Source organism: Pseudomonas sp. KU26590 (assembly GCF_026153515.1).
GTDB lineage: Bacteria > Pseudomonadota > Gammaproteobacteria > Pseudomonadales > Pseudomonadaceae > Aquipseudomonas.
This window is the reverse complement of the sequence record NZ_CP110644.1, coordinates 3,811,803-3,834,189: the sequence shown is the minus strand read 5'-3', so window position 1 is coordinate 3,834,189 and position 22,387 is coordinate 3,811,803. Positions and strand designations below refer to the sequence as shown.

The 22,387-nt window shown below is 58.9% G+C and carries 23 protein-coding genes and 3 tRNA genes; 10 read left to right on the top strand and 16 right to left on the bottom strand.

Annotated elements, in window-relative coordinates:
- Position 1: 1 nt before the first annotated feature.
- The 7 genes from OKW98_RS16840 to OKW98_RS16810 form a co-directional block, all read right to left on the bottom strand.
- Positions 2 to 1,024, bottom strand: a complete 1,023-nt coding sequence (locus tag OKW98_RS16840; RefSeq protein ID WP_265385788.1) for an ABC transporter permease — start codon at positions 1,022 to 1,024, stop codon at positions 2 to 4.
- On the bottom strand, positions 1,024 to 2,088 hold the full coding sequence (locus OKW98_RS16835; RefSeq protein ID WP_265385787.1) for a microcin C ABC transporter permease YejB: 1,065 nt from the start codon (positions 2,086 to 2,088) through the stop codon (positions 1,024 to 1,026). The genes OKW98_RS16840 and OKW98_RS16835 overlap by 1 nt, the downstream gene beginning before the upstream one ends.
- Positions 2,088 to 3,956 carry an extracellular solute-binding protein gene (locus OKW98_RS16830; protein ID WP_265385786.1) on the bottom strand — a complete coding sequence of 623 codons (1,869 nt, stop codon included), beginning with the start codon at positions 3,954 to 3,956 and terminating at the stop codon, positions 2,088 to 2,090. Before OKW98_RS16830 ends, OKW98_RS16835 begins: the two co-directional genes overlap by 1 nt.
- Before the next feature lie 212 nt (positions 3,957 to 4,168).
- Positions 4,169 to 4,450 (bottom strand): peptidylprolyl isomerase, encoded by a 282-nt coding sequence (locus OKW98_RS16825; RefSeq protein WP_265385785.1) that lies wholly within the window; start codon positions 4,448 to 4,450, stop codon positions 4,169 to 4,171.
- 107 nt (positions 4,451 to 4,557) lie between these two features.
- Positions 4,558 to 5,439, bottom strand: coding sequence for a triacylglycerol lipase (locus tag OKW98_RS16820; RefSeq protein WP_265385784.1), 882 nt, complete (start codon positions 5,437 to 5,439; stop codon positions 4,558 to 4,560).
- A gap of 337 nt (positions 5,440 to 5,776) precedes the next feature.
- A complete protein-coding gene (locus OKW98_RS16815; RefSeq protein WP_265385783.1) occupies positions 5,777 to 6,862 on the bottom strand; it encodes a 3-deoxy-7-phosphoheptulonate synthase in 1,086 nt (361 codons plus the stop codon).
- 589 nt (positions 6,863 to 7,451) lie between these two features.
- Positions 7,452 to 7,682 (bottom strand): DNA-binding protein, encoded by a 231-nt coding sequence (locus tag OKW98_RS16810; RefSeq protein ID WP_265385782.1) that lies wholly within the window; start codon positions 7,680 to 7,682, stop codon positions 7,452 to 7,454.
- An 81-nt stretch (positions 7,683 to 7,763) separates the two neighbouring features.
- On the opposite strand from OKW98_RS16810, the gene OKW98_RS16805 reads away from it, so the two are divergent.
- From OKW98_RS16805 to OKW98_RS16780, 6 genes are all read left to right on the top strand, one after another.
- A complete protein-coding gene (locus tag OKW98_RS16805) occupies positions 7,764 to 8,114 on the top strand; it encodes a helix-turn-helix domain-containing protein (protein WP_265385781.1) in 351 nt (116 codons plus the stop codon).
- A 191-nt stretch (positions 8,115 to 8,305) separates the two neighbouring features.
- On the top strand, positions 8,306 to 8,950 hold the full coding sequence (uvrY, locus tag OKW98_RS16800; RefSeq protein ID WP_265385780.1) for a UvrY/SirA/GacA family response regulator transcription factor: 645 nt from the start codon (positions 8,306 to 8,308) through the stop codon (positions 8,948 to 8,950).
- A complete protein-coding gene (gene uvrC, locus OKW98_RS16795) occupies positions 8,951 to 10,774 on the top strand; it encodes an excinuclease ABC subunit UvrC (protein ID WP_265385779.1) in 1,824 nt (607 codons plus the stop codon).
- A 32-nt stretch (positions 10,775 to 10,806) separates the two neighbouring features.
- Positions 10,807 to 11,367, top strand: coding sequence for a CDP-diacylglycerol--glycerol-3-phosphate 3-phosphatidyltransferase (gene pgsA / locus OKW98_RS16790; RefSeq protein ID WP_265385778.1), 561 nt, complete (start codon positions 10,807 to 10,809; stop codon positions 11,365 to 11,367).
- Positions 11,368 to 11,428: 61 nt separating this feature from the next.
- Positions 11,429 to 11,504: transfer RNA gene (locus OKW98_RS16785), tRNA-Gly, on the top strand.
- 45 nt (positions 11,505 to 11,549) lie between these two features.
- A tRNA-Cys gene (locus OKW98_RS16780) sits at positions 11,550 to 11,623 on the top strand.
- Between the two features lie 174 nt (positions 11,624 to 11,797).
- Here the strand turns inward: OKW98_RS16780 and sodC are convergent.
- Positions 11,798 to 12,316, bottom strand: coding sequence for a superoxide dismutase [Cu-Zn] SodC (gene sodC, locus OKW98_RS16775; protein ID WP_265389754.1), 519 nt, complete (start codon positions 12,314 to 12,316; stop codon positions 11,798 to 11,800).
- A gap of 233 nt (positions 12,317 to 12,549) precedes the next feature.
- On the opposite strand from sodC, the gene OKW98_RS16770 reads away from it, so the two are divergent.
- A tRNA-Leu gene (locus OKW98_RS16770) sits at positions 12,550 to 12,636 on the top strand.
- Positions 12,637 to 12,799: 163 nt separating this feature from the next.
- Complete coding sequence (locus OKW98_RS16765) at positions 12,800 to 14,026, top strand: tyrosine-type recombinase/integrase (RefSeq protein ID WP_265385777.1); 1,227 nt, start codon at positions 12,800 to 12,802, stop codon at positions 14,024 to 14,026.
- Here OKW98_RS16765 and OKW98_RS16760 read toward each other — a convergent pair.
- The 6 genes from OKW98_RS16760 to OKW98_RS16735 form a co-directional block, all read right to left on the bottom strand.
- Complete coding sequence (locus OKW98_RS16760; RefSeq protein WP_265385776.1) at positions 14,023 to 14,238, bottom strand: helix-turn-helix transcriptional regulator; 216 nt, start codon at positions 14,236 to 14,238, stop codon at positions 14,023 to 14,025. The genes OKW98_RS16765 and OKW98_RS16760 overlap by 4 nt on opposite strands.
- A gap of 21 nt (positions 14,239 to 14,259) precedes the next feature.
- Complete coding sequence (locus OKW98_RS16755) at positions 14,260 to 14,517, bottom strand: hypothetical protein (protein ID WP_265385775.1); 258 nt, start codon at positions 14,515 to 14,517, stop codon at positions 14,260 to 14,262.
- Positions 14,518 to 14,798: 281 nt separating this feature from the next.
- Entirely contained in the window at positions 14,799 to 15,542 is a 744-nt protein-coding gene (locus tag OKW98_RS16750; RefSeq protein ID WP_265385774.1) for a morphogenetic protein, read from the bottom strand.
- Positions 15,539 to 15,925 carry a hypothetical protein gene (locus tag OKW98_RS16745; protein WP_265385773.1) on the bottom strand — a complete coding sequence of 129 codons (387 nt, stop codon included), beginning with the start codon at positions 15,923 to 15,925 and terminating at the stop codon, positions 15,539 to 15,541. The genes OKW98_RS16750 and OKW98_RS16745 overlap by 4 nt, the downstream gene beginning before the upstream one ends.
- A gap of 65 nt (positions 15,926 to 15,990) precedes the next feature.
- Positions 15,991 to 16,428 carry a hypothetical protein gene (locus OKW98_RS16740; RefSeq protein WP_265385772.1) on the bottom strand — a complete coding sequence of 146 codons (438 nt, stop codon included), beginning with the start codon at positions 16,426 to 16,428 and terminating at the stop codon, positions 15,991 to 15,993.
- Positions 16,425 to 16,895 carry a hypothetical protein gene (locus OKW98_RS16735; RefSeq protein ID WP_265385771.1) on the bottom strand — a complete coding sequence of 157 codons (471 nt, stop codon included), beginning with the start codon at positions 16,893 to 16,895 and terminating at the stop codon, positions 16,425 to 16,427. The genes OKW98_RS16740 and OKW98_RS16735 overlap by 4 nt, the downstream gene beginning before the upstream one ends.
- Positions 16,896 to 17,114: 219 nt before the next feature.
- Between OKW98_RS16735 and OKW98_RS16730 the strand changes: the two genes are divergently transcribed.
- Positions 17,115 to 18,227, top strand: a complete 1,113-nt coding sequence (locus tag OKW98_RS16730; RefSeq protein WP_265385770.1) for a hypothetical protein — start codon at positions 17,115 to 17,117, stop codon at positions 18,225 to 18,227.
- Positions 18,228 to 18,234: 7 nt separating this feature from the next.
- On the opposite strand, the gene OKW98_RS16725 is transcribed toward OKW98_RS16730, so the two are convergent.
- Entirely contained in the window at positions 18,235 to 20,424 is a 2,190-nt protein-coding gene (locus OKW98_RS16725) for a DNA cytosine methyltransferase (RefSeq protein WP_265385769.1), read from the bottom strand.
- 74 nt (positions 20,425 to 20,498) lie between these two features.
- Here OKW98_RS16725 and OKW98_RS16720 point away from each other — a divergent pair, with 74 nt between their 5' ends.
- Positions 20,499 to 21,221, top strand: a complete 723-nt coding sequence (locus OKW98_RS16720; RefSeq protein WP_265385768.1) for a DUF4145 domain-containing protein — start codon at positions 20,499 to 20,501, stop codon at positions 21,219 to 21,221.
- A 17-nt stretch (positions 21,222 to 21,238) separates the two neighbouring features.
- Here the strand turns inward: OKW98_RS16720 and OKW98_RS16715 are convergent, their stop codons facing one another.
- A complete protein-coding gene (locus tag OKW98_RS16715) occupies positions 21,239 to 22,357 on the bottom strand; it encodes a DNA-methyltransferase (protein ID WP_265385767.1) in 1,119 nt (372 codons plus the stop codon).
- Positions 22,358 to 22,387 lie beyond the last annotated feature (30 nt).

The following is a 22,387-nucleotide window of genomic DNA, read 5'->3' as shown; positions in this document are numbered from 1 at the left end:
CTCAGGACCTCGGGTCGAAGGCATCCCGCAGGGCCTCGCCAATAAACACCAGCAGCGACAGTATCAGCGCCAGTGTGAAAAATGCCGTGAAGCCCAGCCATGGCGCCTGCAGGTTCTGTTTGCCCTGGGCGATCAGCTCGCCCAGTGACGCGCTACCGGCAGGCATGCCGAAGCCGAGGAAGTCCAGCGCGGTCAGCGTGGAGATCGCCCCGGTGAGAATGAAAGGGAGGTAACTCAGGGTGGCGTTCATGGCGTTGGGCAGAATGTGCCGCAGGATCACCTTGCGATCACTCAGCCCCAGCGCGCGCGCCGCTTTGACGTACTCCAGATTGCGGCCGCGCAGGAACTCGGCGCGCACCACGTCCACCAGCGCCAGCCACGAAAACAGCGCCATGATCCCCAGCAGCCACCAGAAGTTCGGCTCGACGAAGCCCGACAGAATGATCAGCAGGTACAGCACCGGCAGGCCGGACCAGACTTCCAGCACGCGCTGGCCGATCAAATCCACCCAGCCGCCGTAATAGCCCTGCAATGCGCCGGCGGCGATGCCGATCAGCGCACTGATGAAGGTCAGCGCCAGGGCAAACAGAATCGACACCCGCGCGCCGAAAATGACCCGGGCCAGCACGTCCCGGGCCTGATCGTCGGTGCCCAGCCAGTTGATCGAGGAGGGCGGGCTCGGCGCCGGTTTGTTCAGGTCATAGTTGGGTGTGTCATCGCTGAACGGGATTGGCGGAAACAGCATCCAGCCATCGCCCTTGCTGATCAACTGGCGCACGTAATCGCTGCGGTAGTCCGGCTGAAAGGGCAACTGGCCGCCGAATTCCTGCTCGGTGTGGCGCTTGAAGGCAGGGAAGTACAGCTCATGCTGATAACTCAGCACCAAGGGTTTGTCGTTGGCAATCAGCTCGCCGCACAGGCTGAGCACGAACAGCCCGCAGAACAACCACAACGACCACCAGCCACGGCGGTTGTTGCGGAAGCGCTCGAAGCGACGGCGAGCCACCGGAGACAGTCTGCGCATCACGCATTCCTCGCGCTGAAGTCGATACGGGGGTCGACCAGGGTGTAGCAGATGTCCCCGACCAGCTTTATCAGCAACCCGAACAGCGTGAAGATGAACAGCGAACCGAATACCACCGGGTAGTCCCGGGACACCGCGGCTTCGTAACTCATGCGGCCGAGGCCATCGAGGGAGAAGATCACTTCGATCATCAACGAACCGGCGAAGAACACGCTGATGAACGCCTGGGGAATGCCGGCCACGATCAGCAACATGGCGTTGCGGAACACGTGGCCGTAAAGGACGCGTCGCTCACTCAGGCCTTTAGCGCGGGCGGTCACCACGTACTGGCGGGTGACTTCGTTGAGGAAGGAGTTTTTGGTCAGGATGGTCAGCGTCGCGAAGCCGCCGATAACCAGTGACGTCACCGGCAACACCAGGTGCCAGAAGTAGTCGGCGATCTTGCCCAGGGTGCTCAGTTGATCGAAATTTTCGGACACCAGTCCGCGCACCGGGAACCAGCTCAGCGACGTGCCGCCGGCAAACAGCACCACCAATAGCATGGCGAACAGAAAGGCGGGCATTGCGTAGCCGATGATGATTGCGGTGCTGCTCCAGATGTCGAAGTGGCTGCCGTGCTTGACCGCCTTGCGGATGCCCAGGGGGATCGACACCAGATAAGTGATCAGCGTCGCCCACAGCCCCAGCGAGATGGACACGGGCATCTTTTGCAGGATCAGGTCCGTGACCTTGGCGCCGCGAAAGAAGCTGTTGCCGAAATCCAGCTGGGCGTAGTTCTTCAGCATTAGCCATAGACGCTCATGCAGGGGTTTGTCGAAACCGTACTGATGCTCGATCTCCTTGATCAGCTTGGGATCGAGCCCGCGACTGGCCCGGGACTGACCAACGTTCATGGTTTCGCTGTGGCCCGCGCCAATGGTGCCGCCCGCGACGCCTTGCAGCTTGGCGATGGCTTGTTCCACCGGGCCGCCGGGCGCAGCCTGCACGATGAAGAAGTTGACCAGGAGAATGCACAGCAGCGTCGGAATAATCAGCAGCAGGCGCCTTATCAGGTAGCCGAGCATTACTTGACCTCCGAGGGAATGGCCGAAGCACCCCGTTGCTGAGCGAACTGTTCGTTGGTCAGGGCCTGGGGGCTGACTTCCCACCAGGTGTCGATGGCTTCGCTGTTGCTGGCCTGCACCTTGGGAATGCCGAAACGGTTCCACCACACCGTGGAAGAGCCGGGCGGGTAATAGTTGGGAATCCAGTAGAAGCCCCACTGCAGCACCCGGTCCAGGGCATGGGCGTAGTCGATCATCGCGGGCTTGTTGTCGGCTTTGGCCAGGCCTTCGATCAGGGTGTCGACGGCCGGGTCGCGCAGGACCATGTAGTTGCTGGAACCGGAATCGGTGGCGACTTTCGAACCGAAGTTGTTGTACAGCTCCATGCCCGGGGAGGTCGAAACGCCGTAGCCGGTGACGATCATGTCGTAATCCCGGGCCATGACCCGGTTCAGGTACTGCGCCGAGTCGATGCGGCGGATCTCGAAATCGATGCCGATCTGCGCCAGATTGCGCTTGTACGGCAGCAGGATTTTCTCGAAGCCGCTCTGGCCGTTGAGGAAGGTAAAACTCAACGGTTCGCCCTGGGCGTTGACCAGCCTGTCGCCCTGGGGCATCCAGCCTGCTTCTTCGAGCAACGCCAGGGCTTGCAGCTGTTTGTCGCGAATGAAGCCGCTGCCATCGGTTTTCGGGGTCTGGAACACCGTGGTGAAGACTTCCGGCGGAACCTGACCGCGCAACGGCTCGAGGATCTTCAGCTCAGATGCGGTGGGCAACGCCGTTGCCGCAAGATCACTGTTGGAGAAATAGCTGTTCTGACGCACATACACGTTGCGCATCATCTGTTTGTTGGTCCACTCAAAATCCCACAACATCGCCAGCGCCTGCCGCACGCGCCGGTCCTGAAACTTCGGGCGATCAAGATTGAAGATAAAACCCTGGGAGCTCTGCACCGCACCCTTGGCCAGGTGCGCCCGCTGCAGACGACCTTCGGTCAATGCCGGGCTGTCATAGCCGATCGAGTAACCGGTGGCAGAATATTCGCGGTTGTAGTCGTAACCGCCACCGCGTAGCACCTGACGCGCGACGTCGGTGTCGCCGAAATACTCGACGCTGAAATGATCGAAGTTGTACTGGCCGCGATTGACCGGCAAGTCTTTACCCCACCAGTCGGGGTTGCGCTCGAAGGTGATGCTGCGCCCGGGGTCGACCTTGCCGATGCGATACGGGCCGCTGCCCACCGGAATCTCGAAGCCGCCGCCGTTGGCAAAGTCGCGGTCCTTCCACCAATGCTCGGGGAACACCGGCAGCGAGGCCAGATCCAGGGGCAGGGTGCGGCTTTCACTGCTTTTGAAATCAAAGCGGATTTGCGTCGGCGACTCGACTTCAACGCCTTTGACGTCCTGAAACTCGGTGCGGTACGACAGGCTGCCCTGGGTCATCAGCAGGTTATAGGTGTAGCGCACGTCTTCGGCGGTAATGGCCGAGCCGTCGGAGAATCTGGCCTTGGGGCTCAGGTAGAAACGCAAGGACATGCCGTCGGGGGCGCGTTCCATTTTCTCTGCGATCAAGCCATAAACGGTGTAGGGCTCGTCCAGCGACCTGACCGCCAGCGGCGAGTACAGCAAGCCGTTGACCTGGGCGACGCCGGTGCCCTTGTCGAGGTACGGCATGATGTGATCGAACTGACCGATTTCCTGCGCCGAGCGGCGCATGCTGCCGCCTTTCGGGGCATCGGCATTCACGTAATCGAAGTGCTCGAAATTAGCCGGGTAGCGCGGCGCCTCGCCGTAAACGGTCAACGCGTGTTGAGGGGCGGCGGACAGAACCTGAAAACCTGAAACGAGGACGAGTGTTGCGACCATCAGCGATGACAAAACAAAACGCATTGCACGAATCCTGACTGACATTGGCGAGCAATATCAGGGTTGAAGGTCATGACGGCGAGGGTGGCCGGTCCGGTTTTTTTATTGATTACCCCGGTGGCAAGGTACCGCAAAGCCCAAGCCTTTGTAACCGGACAATACTGCGCTGGAGCAAGGATCCGATAAACAAACGGCCCGCTTTCAAGGGCGGGCCGTTCGTGCAGCAGCGCGGAGGATCAGTCCTGACGGCTGGTCACTTCCAGCAGGTGATAACCGAACTGGGTTTTCACCGGGCCCTGGACGACGTTCACCGGTGCGCTGAACACCACGGTGTCGAATTCCTTGACCATTTGACCCGGGCCGAAGGAGCCGAGGTCGCCGCCTTGACGGCTGGACGGGCAGCTGGAGTTGTCTTTCGCGACTTCGGCGAAATCAGCGCCGCCTTCGATCTGCGCTTTGAGTTCGTTGCACTTCTCTTCGCTGGACACGAGGATGTGGCGGGCAGTGGCTTTGGCCATTTGGAAGACTCCTGTTAAAAAAAAGAAACGAGCGTACCGGAATAAGGGCCGCGTTTCCCGAGAAAGTTCAGGCGCCTTTGTCTGGTCGTGACAGATGACATCGTCGGTCAAAGACCTTTGCTGAACAGGAGGGCAGCGTGGTCCACATACAGCTCCACCGGATCGACCTGCTTGCGCACCAGGCCGGCGCTTTGATTGATGGAGTCCACGTGGTCCATCGGGTAGTCGGAGCGGATCACCTTGCCCAGATGGGAGCTGAATCGGCCGACCAGGCCGTCATTGGAAGCCGCTTCTTTCTCGAACAGCCGCGCGTAACTGCGCAGCGCCAGGTGCAGCGGATCCAGCGCATTGCGGCCTTCGGACAACAACGAACCATCGATGCAGCCGCTCCACGAGTAATAGTGAACGCCGTTGACCCGTTCAGCGCCTTCACCGCCCCACGTCGAGGGCAGCCCCTGGGAATACGTGCGGTTAAATGCCGCTACGCCTTCGGTCGTCAGCGCATCGAGTGCCTGAATCGGGTCTTGAGGCAGCACCGAATTACCACTCAGCAGCGCCAGGAAGTGGGCAAAACCTGCGGTCAGCCGCGATGCCACCGCTTCAGGCATCTGCCCGGGCGTCAGCGCCCGACGCACCCGGTCGGCCACCTCCGAGCCGTGATTGGGCCCGCTCACGGAAGTGACCGACGCCACGATGTCCGGACGCATCGCAGCGGCATAGCGGGAGGTCAGCGCGCCCTGGCTGTGTCCGATCAGGTTGACCTTCAGGTAACCGGTGCGGCGCAGAAAGCGCTCGATCTGATCAATCAATTGCTTCCCGCGGGTTTCGTTGTCGTGGACCCCGGACAGCGCCGGCACGTGGACCCTGCATCCGGCTCTCTCCAGCGCCTCGGGTACGGCATGGAACATTTCAACCGCGCCGATCCGGTCAAAGCCGAACAAGCCGTGGACCAGCAAAATGGGGTACTTGGTGGTGACTTCCTTGTACATGTCGGTCATTCCTTCGATGAAAATGAAGGATCGAGCTTAACCAGGGGCAATACGGCGGGGAGGGCGCGCAGGAGTGCGGCAACGGGCCGATAGGTGCAGGTTGTGGAAAGCGTTTAACCGCTACAGGCCTTGTGTGACGGGGAGGCTGGAAAAGACGCTGGCGTTGCGCTGCAAATGCGCCGGGCGCTCGAGACGATTTCCCACGATCGGCGTCTTCGCGGTGACGGACCGTGGCTGACAACGGCGACGATTCTGAGGGAAGCCGGCGACACGGCCGGCGCCGGCTTCCTGTGTGCAAACGTTACTGCTGACGCTTCTGCGAGAGTGGCTGCAGAGGCTACCTGTAGCGAAGTTTGTTCACGGCGTCGCGCAGCAGGCGCTCGGTGGACTCCCAGCCCAGGCAGGCGTCCGTCACTGACACGCCATATTTGAGGGAAGCACTCAACGGCTGGCAGCCCTCGAACAGGTGGCTCTCCAGCATCATGCCGATCAGCGTCCGGTCACCGGCCAGTCGTTGCTGCAGCACGTCGTTGAAGACCGCCGGCTGGCGCAGCGGATCCTTGCCGCTATTGGCGTGACTGCAATCGACCATGATGCGCGCGGCCATGCGGTGCTTCGCCAGACTGGCGTTCACTGCTGCAATACTGGCGGCATCATAGTTGGGCCCGCCGTGACCGCCGCGCAGAACGATGTGGGTATCGGGATTGCCCGACGTTTCGATAATCGCGGGATGCCCTTGGGGATCCATGCCGAAATGGCGGTGGGCGTGGGCCGCCGAGCGGATCGCGTCGCAGGCCACGGAGATGCCGCCGTCGGTGCCGTTCTTGAAGCCCGTTGGTACACCGAGGCCGCTGGCCATTTCCCGGTGGATCTGCGATTCGGTGGTTCTTGCGCCAATGGCGACCCAGCTCAAGACGTCATCGAAGTAGCCTGCCGCCATCGGTTGCAGCAATTCCGTAGCAATGGGCAAACCTAACCGGACCATTTCTCGCATCAACTGCCGCGACAGGGCCAGGCCTTCGGCCATGTCGTCACTGCCGTCCAGGGCCGGATCGTATGCCAGGCCCTTCCATCCGACCGTGGTGCGCGGCTTTTCGACGTAGGCGCGCATCACCAGCAGCATCTGGTCGCTGACCTCGGCAGCCAGACGTGCCAGGCGCTCGGCGTAGTCGAGGGCGGCGTGGGGATCGTGGATCGAGCACGGGCCGACGACGACCAGCAGGCGCGAATCTTCACCGTTGAGAATGGCGCGAATCGACTGGCGGTGGGCGGCGACCTGCGCGGTCATGGCAGCATCCAGCGGCAGCTGATGTTTCAGCGCGAACGGTGTGGGCAGGCGTTTCGGGGCAGGGCGGCTGTCATGCAGGGTGACGGCGCCGGACGGCAGATCGATGAGGGTGTTGCTAACAACGGGCGAATTCATGTGCTGGCTTCCTGGTCGGCGGGTGTTCCCGCGCAGACCTAATGGGGTGTTCGACAATTGGCCGGATTGGCTGTGAGCAGGGCGATGCCACCTGTCAGTGACCGATCGGAGGCGGCAGGCTGTCCCGATCGGAGGTTGCTAAATCGCCAGGCGAAGTCGGTGTCGTAGCGGTAATAGTGGGTGTGGTTCATGTGCGGTTCCTCGAATCAGTCAGTCAGAAATGTGTGGCCCAGAAAAACAAAACCCCCGGTCGGGAAGCCGACCGGGGGTGAGAGTTATCTCTGGTGGGCGTCCCGAAGTTCAGGGCGCCGCTTGGGTATCAGGCGCGCCAGTGGCTAAACCAATACCCATAAAAATAAGAAGCAGGAGCGGTAGACGCCGTCGCATTCCAGGCAGCCGGGCGCCCAGCCAGACGTGAACCGTCGGCGGTGCTGAGCAACTGAGTGGAAAGGGAAGGCAACATGGTCTGTCTCCGTGGAATGCCGCCGAGCTTACTTCAGACCCGTCGGGTTCTTCAATTGGAAATTACAATGGGGCTGATTGGGGCCAGTCTGCTTATATGCAACGCTCAACACTGCAAAAGGCTGATTCAGTCCTCGGGCACTTCCACATAAGCGGTGGCTGGGGGTATCACGCCGATCTTCATTCCCAGCAGCACCGCTACTTTGTGCGACTCACCCCGGCGCCCTTTCTTGCGCCCGGACAACACTTGATAGGTCGTCGCCGGGTCCACGTTGTGCTCCCTGGCAAATTCTTGAACCGATTTGCCCTGCTGTTCCAGCCAAGCCCTGGCTTGTGCGGCAGTACGAATTCCGGGCATAGTTCAAAACCGTTCAAGTTCGTTCAAATTATTTCGATTCTATCACTCGAAAGGGTGATGTCAACAAGGCTATGCATCCAAATGAGTGGAATAGGTGCCCGAATTAGGGAAGAGCGCGAGCGGTTGGGGCTTTCACAACGCGCATTCGGTGAAATCGGTGGCGTGGAAGCCAACGCACAGGGCAAGTACGAAAACGGCGAGCGCACCCCCAAGGCCGATTATCTGGCCCGTGTCGCCCTTCGCGGTGTTGACGTGTTGTACGTGCTGACGGGCTGCCACACCCCGGTGCCCATCGTCGGCCTGAGCGAAAACGAGGAGTGGATGGTAGGCAGTTACCGCACCCTGGGAAAGGAGGAACAGGATGCCATCTGCCGGTTAACCACTACCCTGGCGGAATACCAGACCAGCTACGCCCCGGACAAGAAGCTATAAGGCAATCGAGGGATGCAGCAGTCGGGCGTTTGAAGATTTTTATCAAGTTTTGCGGTCGATGATGATAGCTTGTCCGCACCGATGTAGATCATCTGATACACATTCATGAGCAGTGCTCCAGAGCAAGTCGCTTACTTTCTTTTTGTCAACATGGCGGGTAGTCGTCATGAACTGTTCGGTGAGGTGTCTGCTTGATTAGGGTGCTGGTTGTCGATGACCATGATCTGGTTCGGACAGGTATCACGCGCATGCTGGCCGACATTGAAGGCTTGCAGGTGGTGGGGCAGGCCGAGTCCGGCGAAGAGTCGTTGCAGAAGGCCCGCGAGCTGAAACCCGACGTCGTGCTGATGGACGTCAAGATGCCCGGCATCGGCGGACTGGAAGCCACGCGCAAGCTCATCCGCAGCCACCCCGACATGAAGGTGGTGGCAGTCACGGTGTGCGAAGAAGACCCGTTCCCTACACGGCTGCTGCAAGCCGGCGCGGCGGGATACATGACCAAGGGCGCCGGTTTGACCGAGATGGTTCAGGCCATTCGCCTGGTGTTCGCAGGCCAGCGCTACATCAGCCCGCAGATCGCCCAGCAACTGGCGCTCAAATCGTTCCAGCCACAGACCAGCAATTCGCCGTTCGACCTCTTGTCCGAGCGGGAAATCCAGATTGCCCTTATGATTGTTGGCTGCCAGAAAGTGCAGACGATTTCCGACAAGCTTTGCCTGTCACCCAAAACCGTGAATACCTACCGGTACCGCATATTCGAGAAGCTGTCGATTGGCAGTGACGTGGAGCTGGCCCTGCTGGCCGTCCGTCACGGCATGGTCGACGCCAGCGCATAAATGACTCAACCGTTTGATCCCAGTGCTTTTCTGTCCACCTGCAGTGGCCGCCCCGGCGTATATCGGATGTTCGATATCGACGGTAAGCTGCTGTACGTCGGCAAAGCCAAGAACTTAAAGAAGCGCCTCGCCAGCTATTTCCGCAAGACCGGCCATGCCCCGAAAACCGGTGCGCTGGTCGCGCGGATCGCTCAGGTTGAAACCACCATCACCGCCAATGAAACCGAGGCGTTGCTGCTGGAACAAACCCTGATCAAGGAGTCGCGTCCGCCGTACAACATCCTGTTGCGCGACGACAAGTCCTACCCCTACGTGCACCTGTCCGACGGCGAATTTCCCCGGCTGAGCATTCACCGCGGCGCCAAAAAGGCCAAGGGTCGCTACTTCGGGCCTTACCCCAGCGCCGGCGCCATTCGCGAGAGCCTGAGCATTCTGCAGAAGACCTTCCACGTCCGTCAGTGCGAAGACAGCTTCTACAAGAACCGCACCCGGCCTTGCCTGCAATACCAGATCAAGCGCTGCAAGGCGCCGTGCGTGAACCTCGTCGAGCCGCAGATCTACAACGAGGACGTGCGTCACTCGGTGATGTTCCTCGAAGGGCGCAGCAATGCCCTCACCGACGAACTCAATGCGCTGATGGAAAAGTCGGCGATGAACCTGGATTTCGAGCACGCCGCCGAGCTGCGTGATCAGATCGGCCTGCTGCGTCGCGTTCAAGACCAGCAGAGCATGGATGGCGGCACCGGCGACGTCGATGTAGTGGCGGCATTCGTCAACCCGGGCGGCGCGTGCGTACACTTGATCAGCGTGCGCGGCGGGCGGGTGTTGGGCAGCAAGAATTTCTTCCCGCAGGTCGGCATCGAGGAGGAGGTGGGCGAGGTTATGTCCGCCTTTCTGGCCCAGTATTTCCTGGGCGGCGGCGAGCGAGAGTTGCCCGGTGAAGTCATCGTCAACGTGGTCAACGAGGATTTCCCGGCACTGATCGACGCGATTGATGCGTCGCGCGGCCGCGAAATCATCATCAGCCATCGGGTGCGTGGCACCCGTGCGCGCTGGCAGCAACTGGCGGTGACCAATGCCGAGCAGGCACTGATGGCGCGGCTGGCCAATCGTCAACACGTCACCGCGCGCTTTGAAGCGCTGGCGCAAGTGCTCAAGCTGGATGAGCCGCCGCAGCGCCTGGAATGCTACGACATCAGCCATTCCAGTGGCGAAGCGACGGTGGCGTCGTGCGTGGTGTTCGGTCCGGAAGGGCCAATCAAGTCGGACTACCGCCGCTACAACATTGAAGGCATCACGGCGGGGGACGACTACGCCGCCATGCACCAGGCACTCACCCGTCGCTTCAGCAGAATCAAGGACGGCGAGGGCAAGTTACCGGACATCCTGTTGGTGGACGGCGGCAAGGGCCAGTTGAGCATGGCCCGCGACGTGATGAACGAACTGGCCATCCCCGACCTGATTCTGTTGGGTGTCGCCAAGGGTGCTACGCGCAAAGCCGGTTTCGAGACGCTGTACTTGAACGATGCGGCCCATGAGTTCACCCTCAAGGGCGATTCCCCCGCGCTGCACCTGATCCAGCAAATCCGTGACGAGGCTCACCGGTTCGCCATCACCGGGCACCGTGCGCGACGTGGTAAAACCCGTCGAACGTCAACCCTGGAAGGCGTTGCAGGCGTGGGGCCAACCCGGCGTCGCGACTTGCTCAAGCATTTCGGCGGCCTTCAGGAATTGTCCCGGGCCAGCATCGAAGAAATCGCCAAGGCGCCGGGAATCAGCAAAAAGCTCGCAGAGTCGATTTATGCAAACCTGCACAGCGAGTAGAATGCTCGCTCACCTCGTAGCCAGTTGTGCCGATGAATATCCCTAATCTGATCACCGTATTACGTGTCCTGCTGATTCCGTTCTTCATTCTGTTGTTCTATCTGCCGTACCACTGGAGCTACATGGCCGCCAGTTCGGTATTTGCCCTGGCAGCCGCAACCGACTGGCTGGACGGATACCTGGCCAGACGCCTGGAACAAAGCACACCGTTCGGGGCCTTTCTCGATCCGGTGGCTGACAAACTGATGGTGGCCGTTGCACTGGTGTTGCTGGTGCAGGCTCACGCCAACCTTTGGCTGACCCTGCCAGCTGCGGTGATTATCGGTCGCGAAATCGTCATCTCCGCCCTGCGAGAGTGGATGGCCGAGCTGGGCGCGCGAGCGCAAGTGGCCGTGTCGAACCTGGGCAAATGGAAAACCGCAGCGCAGATGCTGGCGCTGGTCATCCTGCTGGCCAACCCGCCTGCGTTTACCTTCTGGGTGGTGTTGGGTTACGTGCTGTTGATGATCGCGGCGGGCCTGACGCTCTGGTCGATGGTGCAATACCTGCGGGCGGCATGGCCGCATCTGCGCACGACCACCGATGAAAAATAAGTATTTTTAAATCAAGGGGTTGACGGGGTCATTTGAGTGTATAGAATGGCGCCCACACAAAGCGGGAATAGCTCAGTTGGTAGAGCACGACCTTGCCAAGGTCGGGGTCGCGAGTTCGAGTCTCGTTTCCCGCTCCAGTTTGTATGCGTTTAGCGGTAGTGGTTGGATCGTTGAGCGTTTGAGGCCGAGTAGCAAAATGGTTATGCCGCGGATTGCAAATCCGCTTACGCCGGTTCGATTCCGACCTCGGCCTCCACATTTAAAGCCCGTAAGATCAACGTCTTACGGGCTTTTTTGTGGGTGGCGTTTAGTGAATCACTTCCGCAACTCTGACTATCGCTTCCGCAACACTCTATGAAGCGATAGCTCATATCCCAAGCCACTCTTCTCTGTCACCGGTTCAGCTGAGCCCAGGCAAGTTTGAGTGCCTTCAGATAACACCGCAGGCCATACGATCTCCGCCACCGCCCAATGGCATGGGCATATCGGAGTGATTGTCGCCGCCGACATGGATCATGAGCGCGTGACCCTTGATGTCGGAAATCTTCTTCAAGCGTGGTGCGAGCACGGGATAGTTGGCCACCCCATCGGCGTTGACGTAAACCGCCGGCAGGTCACCCAAGTGGCCCTCGCCATAAGGGCCGAGGTGCTTGCCGGTGCGCGCCGGGTCAAAGTGGCCGCCTGCCGCGAGTGCCGCGACTTTTTTGCCGTCTTTCATGCCTGGATCGCAACTCGCATTTTCGTGAACATGAAAACCGTGAATCCCGGCGGGTAAAGATTTCAGCTCGGGGGTGAACACCAGCCCGTAAGCGGTCTCGCTGATGGTGACCTCGCCAACAGGCTGCGGGCCGCCATCAGCGCTCACCAGGTTCATCGGAACATCGAACGATGCCGCCTGAGCGCTCACCGAAAATGCTCCCAGCAGACCAAGCCACAAAGCCGATTTCATAGACACCTCATTCAGTTCGTCAAAAGAAAGGGGCTGGGCAGCTGCGCCTGCCAATCCCCCCGTACAGGGAGAGAGCATAGACAGCGGATCGAGTTTGCGACGGTAAACAAACGTAACCAATTGAATCCGAACGCTTTGAACTTGCCTCAAGGGCTGGGGGTGTATATATTCCCCACTCTTGTCAGCTGGCCTCGCGACATGGCTCGCGAAGGTCAAGGTTGATATGTGCTACCGCCCTGATGGTGAAATTGGTAGACACACCGGACTTAAAATCCGTCGTCCGAAAGGATGTGCCGGTTCGACTCCGGCTCGGGGCACCATATTCGATTCTCATGCCCTCTCAGGCATGCTCAAAAGACCCCGCTAGCCCAGGCTAAGCGGGGTTTTCTGTTCTTAAGCTTCCGCAACTCTTCTCACGCCTGCTCAGAATTTTTAGTACATTTACCAGCACATTCTCAATTCGATTAATCTGGTGATGTACTAATGCCCCTCACTGACACGGCAGTCCGGCAAGCGAAGCCCCGCGACAAGGACTACAGCCTCACTGACTCGGCCGGGCTGTCGCTCTTCGTTGCTGCAAAGGGCGCGAAGTCGTGGCATTTCCGGTTCTCCTGGCACGGCCGCCAACCGCGCATCTCCCTCGGCACCTACCCTGAAGTCAGCCTCAAGCAAGCACGCGAACGCCGAGACCAGGCCCGCTCGCTCATAGCAAAAGGAGTAGACCCGCGATCCGCCCGGCGTGAAGAAAAGCTGACCGCCAGCACCGGCGCAGTGAAAACCTTCGAAGTTGTCGCTGAAGAATGGCATGCCTTCAAGTCACCGCGCATGACGGCGGCCCGGAAAGGCGGTGCAACTCAATCGCGCATGTACTTGGACAAAGACCTCATTCCGTCGCTAGGCAAGTTGCCGATATCTGATATCCGTCGCAGCGATGTGCTGTCGACCATGCGAAGGGTTGAGGCCCGGGGCGCGTTGAATGTCGCGAGGAAGTGCCGCTCGTGGCTGAATGAGATATTCCGGTTCGCTATCGCCTCCGGCTACATAGAGCACAACCCTGCGTCCGACCTGGACATCGTCGCGGTGAAGGAGCCGCCCGAGAAGCACAACCCGATGCTTCGGCTGGCTGAGCTTCCCGAGTTTCTCAATGCGCTGCGGACATTCACCGGCGCCGAATACACGCGCAGCGCGGTGAGGATATTGCTCTTGACCGGCGTTCGCACTGGCGAGCTAAGGTTCGCCACCCGCGATCAGTTCGACCTGGACGGCGGGCTGTGGACGATTCCGCCGACAGGCGTGAAGCAGTTGCAGAAGTTGATACGAGGTAAGGATGGGGCGAAAGTGCCGCCTTATCTGGTGCCGCTGTCGCGGCAGGCGGTGGAGGAGATACGCAACGTCATGGAAATGACCGGGGCCTACACACTGCTACTGCCGGGCCGAAGTGACCCGGCAAAGCCGATAAGCGACGGAACGGTCAACATGGCGTTGAAGCGTATGGGATATGAGGGCCGACTAACCGGGCACGGGATCCGCGCGACGATTTCGACTGCCCTGAACGAGATGGGTTACAACGAGGATTGGATCGAGGCGCAGCTGTCGCACGCCGGATCAAGCAAGATCCGGAAGACGTACAACCATGCCGAATACGTGGAACAGCGGCGGGAGATGATGCAGAACTGGGCTGACTACCTGGACAAGGTCGAGGCCATTTAAGGCACGTGCTTGCGCGCCTCAGCCTTGCTCGCCGCCCATTGCTCGACCTCTGAGCGTATCCAGGCGACAGCCTGTTCGCCGACCTTCGCCTGGCGGGGGAATCTCCCGCCGACGGCCATGCGATAAATGGTTGCGGTGCTGAGCCCGGTGATGCGCCGCACTTCTGGCAAGCGGATGTACTCGATAGGCTCGGCTTTTTGAGCTGTGTTCATGTTGGCTACTCCGTCTGGGATCTATGCGGGGTTCAGTGTTTGTGCGGCAACCCACTTAATGAGGCGGGCCTCGTCATCCTCGTGGTGCTTCAGTTGGCTCCAGCTCAGGCCTTGAATGATGCAGAGGATTTCGCAGGCGTTCATCCCGCCGCGTTTGGCCAGCCGCTGCAAAGACTGGCTGTGATTGCGCAGCGCCTGCTTCTCGAAGGGCTGCAGCAGTCGCATCGGAATCTGCTTGATGTTGACGCTGCGCATGACGGGCATGTTTTTGATGGGCATGAAAATTCCTCACCCGCCGTGCATCGGCAGGTATGTTGATAGATGGGGAAGGGGTTAAGAAAACAGGTCAGGTTTGGGGCGCTTGGCCCGGCGAAGCGGAAGGTTGTGTTTCGGAAAGAAGTTGCGGCGTGCTGCAAGCCAGGCCTTGTAACCCCAGCCACTGCGCGAGCTATAGGGGTATGACTCGTCGATAACTTTGCTCGTCGCCAAAGCATCCAGTCCTTCAGCCTTGCACCGCGAATACATCGATTCCATTCGCTGCCAGCACTCGGTGTACCAGGTCACGGCATCACCCGCTCGAACTCAACTACCCAGACCCATGGGTTGGCGTCCCAAGCGCCGGCGCCGTTGATTGATTCCCACAGCCCAGCGAACCCGTGAATCACGGCTTCCTTGCATTCGAACCTGCTAGGCGAGCTTTTGAGGTAGAGCTGGCACATCGCGACGTCAACTCCCTCTGCTTCCGCCTGGTCGCCGGTGATGTCCTGCAGCCGCTCGACGCGCACTTCCGTGATCCCCAACAAGATGCGACTGGCCCAACGCGGCATGTGGATACTGGGGCGCCATGCACCGTCATACTCCATGGCTTCGGTATCTGGCTTCCATTCCGCTTTCGCTGGGATCTGGTTCAGGCCGTAGTCGCCCGGCGGACAGCTCGCCCGGTAGATCCGAGCCGCACCACGCTCATCGCCTTTGACCAAGTTGTCTTGCCAGTCGATACAGCAGCCGTCCTCATTGCCGAGCAAGGCGAAAGTCTCGCGGACCCACAGCCGGTCGCTGGGTCTGCCGTAAGGGCAGCAGCCTGAGCGCGCCAGTTCTGCACCGCACGCCTTCGCGTCGTCCCCGCTTACTCCAAATCCCCACCTTGGATGACGTTGAGCGACTGCGAACCACGAGCCGTCATCTTCGATCTGAGGCTGTTGCCAGGCTTTAACGGCCCGTCGCGTGACTGTCTTCCTGCCTTCCAGGATGGCGCGCACCATCGGCGCCGAGAACAGGATGGGGCGTTCTTTGGCGCCGGTCATGGCGTCACCACCGGGAGCGCCCACCAGCAGACGGGGCCGTCGTCAGTGTCATGGATCGCCAAGCAGAACCAACCGTCACCTTCTGGACGGTCCGGCTCCCAGTAGCTGCAGTCCGGGTCGCCGGCCTCGAAGTACCGCTCGGCTATCGCTTCGTCGCTGTGGTATTCCAGGCTAACCATCGCAACTTCCAGTTCCTGCTCGGCAATCCACGCTTTGCACTTGTCGCCGTCGCCCTCATCGAAGTCCGGCAGATCGGGGTGCTGGAAAAATCCGTTCTCGTCGCGGATCACGGGTGCTGCCTCAATCAGGCCGGCTGAGCAGTGGCGGCCTGAAAGCCGGATGACTTCCGCGTGCAGATCCTCAAGTTCATTTTCTGTGAGCATGACTTTTCCTCGCCGCATACGCAGCAGGCAATAGGGATAGGGGTGGGGCCAAACGAGCGGCGGGGTTACTTGTTGAGTCTGGCGATATCGTCGAGGCAGGCGTTGTAACCTTCATCCTCCAGGCTGTAGATGCCGAGTTCAGTCTTTGGTCTGCGCCTCGGCAACACGACCGGGCGATGCGGGCGGCGGTAGAGCTTCGTGATTTTAAAGCCAGCCTCAATCGCAGTGGCAATATGTGTGTTGGAGTTACCCCATGGACCTTTACTTTCCCAAAGCAGAAAAGAACCCTGAAGAGGTAGATCAAAAGGGACTCGCCAGTATCCGAACGGAACCGGCTCCTCCACCACTGCGCGGAAATCCTCGGCAGGGGCGGAAAGTAAGGCGCGTACCTTTAGGCACTCGTCAATATCTGCATCTGAATTTTGGTTCGCTCGCTCAAGCCACGCACTGATGTTTTCCAGCAGCTCACGCGGCACGCTAACCAGTTCGACTTTATTGGTCATGGCTCGTCGTACTCCACCGGAGGGGTGTGCACGATGCCGGTCATGCTGGAATCGAGCTTCGCGGCTGGCGCGTATACCCAGTCGTTGTATTCGCGCAGCAGCTGATCAATTGGATTGTCGGGGATCCCGAGGCAAGCTTGAATCTCGCGGATTTCGTGCGGTGCCCCAGTCACTGCGATAAGCAATGCTCGGAGTGAAATCGGGTTGACCTCCAAGCGCTGGCCGCGAGCATGTTCAAGATCATTGATCTTCTGATCGGCGATGTTCAGGCGCTGCTGTAGGGCGGCTACGCGATCCTTGCCCATCTGCTCCCTGGCAATAAAGATCGAATAGGCCTCCTGCGACACGCGAACCGATCTGCAATCGATACCGAAGTCGACGCCATCACCTGCCGGCGCAACATCCTCACGGCAGACTGCCAAGCGCTCTGCAGCGCAATTGCTCAAACGCTTTGATTGATTGCTCATAACCCCTCCTGCGGCGAGACGATGCCGCTTGCTTGAATGACAGCCGTGCTGAGATGACCAGCGGGCTCGATTTCTAGTATTTGCCCTCAGACCGCAGCTATGATGTTTTCTATGTTTGGTGATAGCCGGCTAGCCCAATCGTTAACTAGCTATTGATATGCAGGTAACATCCAGAGCTTATTTGTTGCCTGCAATACTCCTTGGATGGATGAGCAACTTATGACTGAACCTGTAGTAGATAACGTAGACGCGATGTCTAGCCCTGTATTTTTTGACAATGACGCACTTCGCACTGCTTTAGCTAGAACCAGCGGGTTGATATTCGCAGACATTGAAACCCTTAACGTTGGGAATGATTCCGAGCAGGGTATAGTTATGCAGTTCGTTGCTCAGGCATTAGTTGCTATGAAGGCTCAGCCTGACGCATTTAATGCAGCGTGTTCATTTAATATAATCCACATCGGTGAGCGATTTAAGTCTGACGTCCAACAGTACTTCAAGTACGACAAGGCGCTGATGTCTCAGCTTTTATCGAGCTGCTACCGATTCATTACCGAATTCGAAATCAAAGCTAGATCAGGCTTGCACGATTCCCTCTCTATAGCTTGGAATCGACTGCTATTAGTCGATCTTTCCAGCTACTCCGAATCGTCATTTCAGATCAAATTTGCGCAATATCATATGCCAATTTACATAATGAGGGAGTACATTGCTCATCCCCACATGCAGGCCTTGAGCGAACTGCCGGCCGCGATTGTTTCTGCTAAGGTCACCACTGAAATTTACGAGCGTGAACTAAATGATCGAGAGGGCAGGGCTGATACTCTAGCCAAAAATCTAGAAGGTTACACTTCTCAACTCAACTTCCTGGGTTTAGTTAGAGGTTTTCAGCAGCTAAGGGATGTGAAAGATGAGGAGCGTAAGTGGAGTCTTCTATTTGTCCGTAGCTTAGGTGTTGTGCTAGTCGCTTTGCCCATAACAAAGATACTCAATTGGTTGCCTGTATCAGCTGATCCAGCTAAAGAAATAGCTAGCGGAATTGCCGTGGTCGCTCTTGAGCTTATGTTGATCTATTTTTTTAGAGTTACCCTCCAGAATTTTAGATCAGTCAAAGCGCAACTTCTTCAGCTGGACTTAAGGGTTACTCTGTGTCAATTCATTGAGGGGTATACCAAGTTCGCAAAAGAGGCAAAGAAAGATGATGATAAAGAGATTCTCACCAGATTTGAACAGGTTGTTTTTAGCAGCATTGTCACTGACGAGACCGGTATACCATCCACGTTTGACGGCATAGAGCAGATATCAGGGCTCATTGAACGACTAAAAAAATGATGCAGACTTACGTAGCCAAATGACGCTTTGTCAGGGCCGACCATGGATCGTTGGCCCGCGCTAAGGCAGCCATCGGTGGAGGGCTTACGCTGTTGCCGCACATATGGACCTGCTCCGTCTTCGTGAACGGCTTGCCGTCTGCGCCGTGGGTGATGATGTAGTCCGCTGGAAAGCCCTGCGCGCGGTACAACTCGGCCGGTTGCAGCATCCGCAGTCGGATGTCGACGATCACGTAGTGCGTGCCCTTGACCATGACGGTGACCAGGCCGAGACGATCCTTTGTGGTGATCGTCGGAGCGGGCTGGTCGCAGCCGCTCATGTTCTCCGTGCCGTAGTAACTGATAAGGAAGGCGGCAACACGCAACGCTCCTTCTTCGTGCTCCGGCGACAACTCAAAGCTGACCAGCGAACTCTTGCCTCCGCCGCCGGCCGTGATGGTCGGTGCGGGTTCATCCAGGTGCTGGCCAACACTGGCGCCAAACTGACGCTCCATGAAAGCGGTGACGAGTCCGTGGTGTGTCCCGCCGGCGCTGACCGTGTGGAGTGGATCGGCAGCTGCGCGGGCGTCGCAGTTGCCGCGCAGATGCAGAAGATGCGCCGTGGCGAGCATCTGGTGTTGCCCGGTCGTGAGCGTCGGTACCGGTCCTTCGATATCTGACGGGGCGTGGCCGGTCGTGTTGGTGACCAGCGTTGCCGTCACCAGCTGTTGCTGGCCGCCGGTATTCGTGACGGTGGTTACCGGATCCTCGAGGCTTTTCGCTACGGTGGTGTTGAAGCCACCGTTCATCTGCGTCATGAACGCGGTGGCGATGCCCATGGCGTGCGCCGCGCCGGCCGGGCGCTGATAGTTGCCGCCGCTGGTGATGGTCGGCAGCGGCTCGTCCAACGCTTTGCCTTCGTCGTTAAACCTGAACTTCACCAGGTGCGCAGCGGCGAGCGCGTGCTTTACGCCTCCAGCGACGACAGTCCCCAGCGGATGATCCAGTCCCGGCACGCGCGGTTGCTGGCCCGCGCGCTCCCCGTAGCCGGTCTGAACCAGCGTAGGACTGATCAATGTCAGTTCGCCGCGGTTGGCGCAGGTCACCGTCGGCAGCGGGTCAAGTGGATCGTTGATACGGTCGCTGCCCTGATGCGTGGCCGGTGCGATGATTGGGCTCACCACCGAGAACGCCCCGCCTTTCGGGTAAGACGTCACGGTGCGCAGCGGCTCGTTCAGCGACTGCACCGTCTCAGTCGACCAGTTCGCGATCGGCACAATGAACGGCGCGGGGTGGTCGATGACGAACTTCCTCATGCCCTTGGCGATTCGGCGTTTGGTGGCGTCGGCCAGCTCATCCTTGCGGCCGAAAATGCTCTTGCCCAAATCGCTGAAGTCGATGCACTCGGCGGCGGTGCGGTACTTCAGCTGGCCTTTGCCGGGCTTCTTCGCGTGGGTTGGCTCCGGCCACATGATTGGCTGTCCGTCGCAGCGAGCGATCATGAACAGGCGTTCCCGGCTGGTGGGCGCGCCGAAGTCGCACGCCTTGATCACTCGCGATTCGACCACGTAACCGTGCTGCTCCAGCAGCTCCACGAAACGTTGCCAGGTGCTGCCTTTGCGCTTGGGGTTTGGGACGAGGAACTGCTCGCCGACAGGAACGATCTCGCCGGGCGCGGCGACCACCTGCACCATCACTTTTTTGCCCTTTGTGTTGACGCCTGGCACCAGCTTGATGATGCGGCCGGTCACCTTGTCGCGCTTGGCGATCAGCGGGCCCCATTGCAGGATCTGCTTCACGTTTTCCAGGCTGATGACTCGAGGCCTCTTCTTGCCTGCCCACTTCAGACCGATCCACGACAGATTGCGGATCTCGCGCTTGCGCGGCTGTCCGCCGGCGGCTTGGCTGTGATGGGTGCAGTCCGGCGACATGTGGAACCAGCCAACCGCCTTGCCGCCGCATTCGGCGTCCGGATCACCATCGAACACGTCTGTGGTGAAGTGCTTGGCGCCCGGGTGGTTGATGGTGTGCATGCTGATCGCTTTAGCGCTGTGGTTCTTCGCCACGCTGACCTTCCGACCGAGGCCCATTTCCAGCCCGGTACCGGCGCCGCCACCGCCGCAGAATAAGTCCACGACGATCTCATCGTCTTGCGGGTCGAAGCCTAGGCCGTACTGGGTTTTGAAATCGAAGGGGTGTTTCTTCTGATGTGCAGACATGCGGGATCCTCGCCAGTGGCGTGATTCATGGAAGTGGGGTACTAATGCTCTGTAAAAACTGGTCGGAGCATCAGATGAGCGATGTAACTAAGGAATTTGAGCTACAGACAGATAAGCTTCTTGCGCACAACTATCCGTGTAGAAAATGCGGACTTGAAACAAAACACCAAACTGTCTCGCGGTATACAGAGCGCGGAGCTCAATATTATGGCGGACACCATATCGATTGGGCAGAGTCCAACGAGATAATCCAATGTCTAGGCTGTGAAGAAGTTTCATTTCGAAAATGTTCTACTAATTCCGAATCTCTTGATTACAACTACAAAACCGGTCAGCCCTACTATGTTGAGACCGTTGCTTTCTATCCAGGTCGCGCTCTTGGATCTAAAGTCATCGACCACTGGCTTTTGCCATGGTCAATCGGTGAGGTCTATAAGGAGGCCCGAACCGCAATCGAAAACGAACTATTTATCATTGGTGGCATAGCAATTAGGTCCTTGCTTGAGTCAATCTGTTCGGATGTAGAGGCCAAGGGTCGAAATTTAGCTAAGAAAATTGATGACCTCCACGCCCGTTCTTTAGTTACTAAAGAAGGCGTCGAAACGCTTCACAAGATTAGGCTTCTAGGGAATCTTTCCGCGCACGCTGCTAAACGCCATACTAAAGACCAACTAATGCTAGCGCTTGAAGTCGTCGAGCATATCTTGATCGGGACTTACATAATCCCTGCGCGTGCGAAAGACACCTTCAAAGGATTGGACGAAGTCAAGAAACTACTTGCTCCCGATGATCAGTGATGAGAGCAGCAAGCCTGTCAGGCGACAGGTGTGGCATCGCGAAATACATCCATCTGCGCCGCGCCGTTCAGCCAGGCAGCATCGATACGAGCCCGCGCCATGGCTGCGTAATCAGGGTTCAGCTCGCAGATGATCGAACGTCGACCCTCCTGCATCGAAACCAGCGACGTGGTACCGGCGCCGCCGAACGGGTCCAGCACGATGCCGCCTCGCGGCGCACCGGCCAGAATGCAAGGTCGTATCAGGTCGGGCGGGAAGGTGGCGAAGTGGGCACCCTTGAAACTGTGTGTGGCCACCGTCCATACGGAGCGCTTGTTTCGCTCTGTCGGCATGATCGCGAGGGCCGAGTTCATCGACTCATTGTCCTTGACCCTACCGCGCCGGCGCTCGTCGGCATCGGTGCCATGGCCCCAGCCCACGCCTTTGTTCTTTCGGGCCGTCGCCTTCATGTTGCCGTTGCTCTTCGTGCCGCCGTTGGCCCGCTCGCTGCCGATCTGCGCCTGGACGTTTTGAGACAGTCGAGCGTGGGTGTTCGGGGAGCAGGGTTCGAGGATGGCCGCCTGGTCGAAGTAGTACTTCTTCGTTTTGGTCAGCAGGAAGACGTATTCGTGCGACTTGGTGCACCGGTCGCGAACGCTCTCAGGCATCGGGTTCGGTTTGTTCCAGATGATGTCCTGCCTCAGATACCAGCCATCGTCCTGTAGCGCGAAGGCGAGGCGCCAAGGCATACCCATCAGGTCCTTTGACTTCATCCCCATCTCACGGCCGCGCACGCCGGTGCCCGACTTGAATCGCGGGTGTTCGTTGATCTGTCGCGCAGACGCCACGCTGCGGCCGGACATCTGTCCTTCACCTTGAGGCCTGCCTTGTGCTCCCCAGCTGCCAGCGTAGCTATCACCCATATTCACCCATGCCGTGCCGTCGTCGCGTAGCACTCTGCGCACTTCACGGAACACCGCCACCAGTCGCGCGATGAACTCGGCGGGCGTTTCTTCCAGGCCGATCTGACCCTCGACGCCGTAATCTCGCAAGCCGAAGTAGGGCGGGCTGGTAACGCAGGTGTGAACTGACTTGTCCGGCAGCGTCCGCATCATATCGATGCAGTCGCCGACCAGAATCTGATGCTGCTGGCTCATGGTTCGACTCCATGCGGTTGGGAAATGGAC

Coding starts and splice junctions, on each gene's coding strand:
- uvrC (WP_265385779.1), top strand. CDS start 8,951: ATGACTCAACCGTTTGATCCCAGTGCTTTTCTGTCCACCTGCAGTGGC.
- OKW98_RS16840 (WP_265385788.1), bottom strand. CDS start 1,024: ATGCGCAGACTGTCTCCGGTGGCTCGCCGTCGCTTCGAGCGCTTCCGC.
- OKW98_RS16760 (WP_265385776.1), bottom strand. CDS start 14,238: ATGAACACAGCTCAAAAAGCCGAGCCTATCGAGTACATCCGCTTGCCA.
- OKW98_RS16830 (WP_265385786.1), bottom strand. CDS start 3,956: ATGCGTTTTGTTTTGTCATCGCTGATGGTCGCAACACTCGTCCTCGTT.
- OKW98_RS16805 (WP_265385781.1), top strand. CDS start 7,764: ATGAGTGGAATAGGTGCCCGAATTAGGGAAGAGCGCGAGCGGTTGGGG.
- OKW98_RS16740 (WP_265385772.1), bottom strand. CDS start 16,428: ATGACCAATAAAGTCGAACTGGTTAGCGTGCCGCGTGAGCTGCTGGAA.
- sodC (WP_265389754.1), bottom strand. CDS start 12,316: ATGAAATCGGCTTTGTGGCTTGGTCTGCTGGGAGCATTTTCGGTGAGC.
- OKW98_RS16755 (WP_265385775.1), bottom strand. CDS start 14,517: ATGCCCATCAAAAACATGCCCGTCATGCGCAGCGTCAACATCAAGCAG.
- OKW98_RS16750 (WP_265385774.1), bottom strand. CDS start 15,542: ATGACCGGCGCCAAAGAACGCCCCATCCTGTTCTCGGCGCCGATGGTG.
- OKW98_RS16765 (WP_265385777.1), top strand. CDS start 12,800: ATGCCCCTCACTGACACGGCAGTCCGGCAAGCGAAGCCCCGCGACAAG.
- pgsA (WP_265385778.1), top strand. CDS start 10,807: ATGAATATCCCTAATCTGATCACCGTATTACGTGTCCTGCTGATTCCG.
- OKW98_RS16825 (WP_265385785.1), bottom strand. CDS start 4,450: ATGGCCAAAGCCACTGCCCGCCACATCCTCGTGTCCAGCGAAGAGAAG.
- OKW98_RS16810 (WP_265385782.1), bottom strand. CDS start 7,682: ATGCCCGGAATTCGTACTGCCGCACAAGCCAGGGCTTGGCTGGAACAG.
- OKW98_RS16730 (WP_265385770.1), top strand. CDS start 17,115: ATGACTGAACCTGTAGTAGATAACGTAGACGCGATGTCTAGCCCTGTA.
- OKW98_RS16820 (WP_265385784.1), bottom strand. CDS start 5,439: ATGTACAAGGAAGTCACCACCAAGTACCCCATTTTGCTGGTCCACGGC.
- OKW98_RS16735 (WP_265385771.1), bottom strand. CDS start 16,895: ATGAGCAATCAATCAAAGCGTTTGAGCAATTGCGCTGCAGAGCGCTTG.
- OKW98_RS16835 (WP_265385787.1), bottom strand. CDS start 2,088: ATGCTCGGCTACCTGATAAGGCGCCTGCTGCTGATTATTCCGACGCTG.
- OKW98_RS16720 (WP_265385768.1), top strand. CDS start 20,499: ATGAGCGATGTAACTAAGGAATTTGAGCTACAGACAGATAAGCTTCTT.
- OKW98_RS16715 (WP_265385767.1), bottom strand. CDS start 22,357: ATGAGCCAGCAGCATCAGATTCTGGTCGGCGACTGCATCGATATGATG.
- OKW98_RS16725 (WP_265385769.1), bottom strand. CDS start 20,424: ATGTCTGCACATCAGAAGAAACACCCCTTCGATTTCAAAACCCAGTAC.
- OKW98_RS16815 (WP_265385783.1), bottom strand. CDS start 6,862: ATGAATTCGCCCGTTGTTAGCAACACCCTCATCGATCTGCCGTCCGGC.
- OKW98_RS16745 (WP_265385773.1), bottom strand. CDS start 15,925: ATGCTCACAGAAAATGAACTTGAGGATCTGCACGCGGAAGTCATCCGG.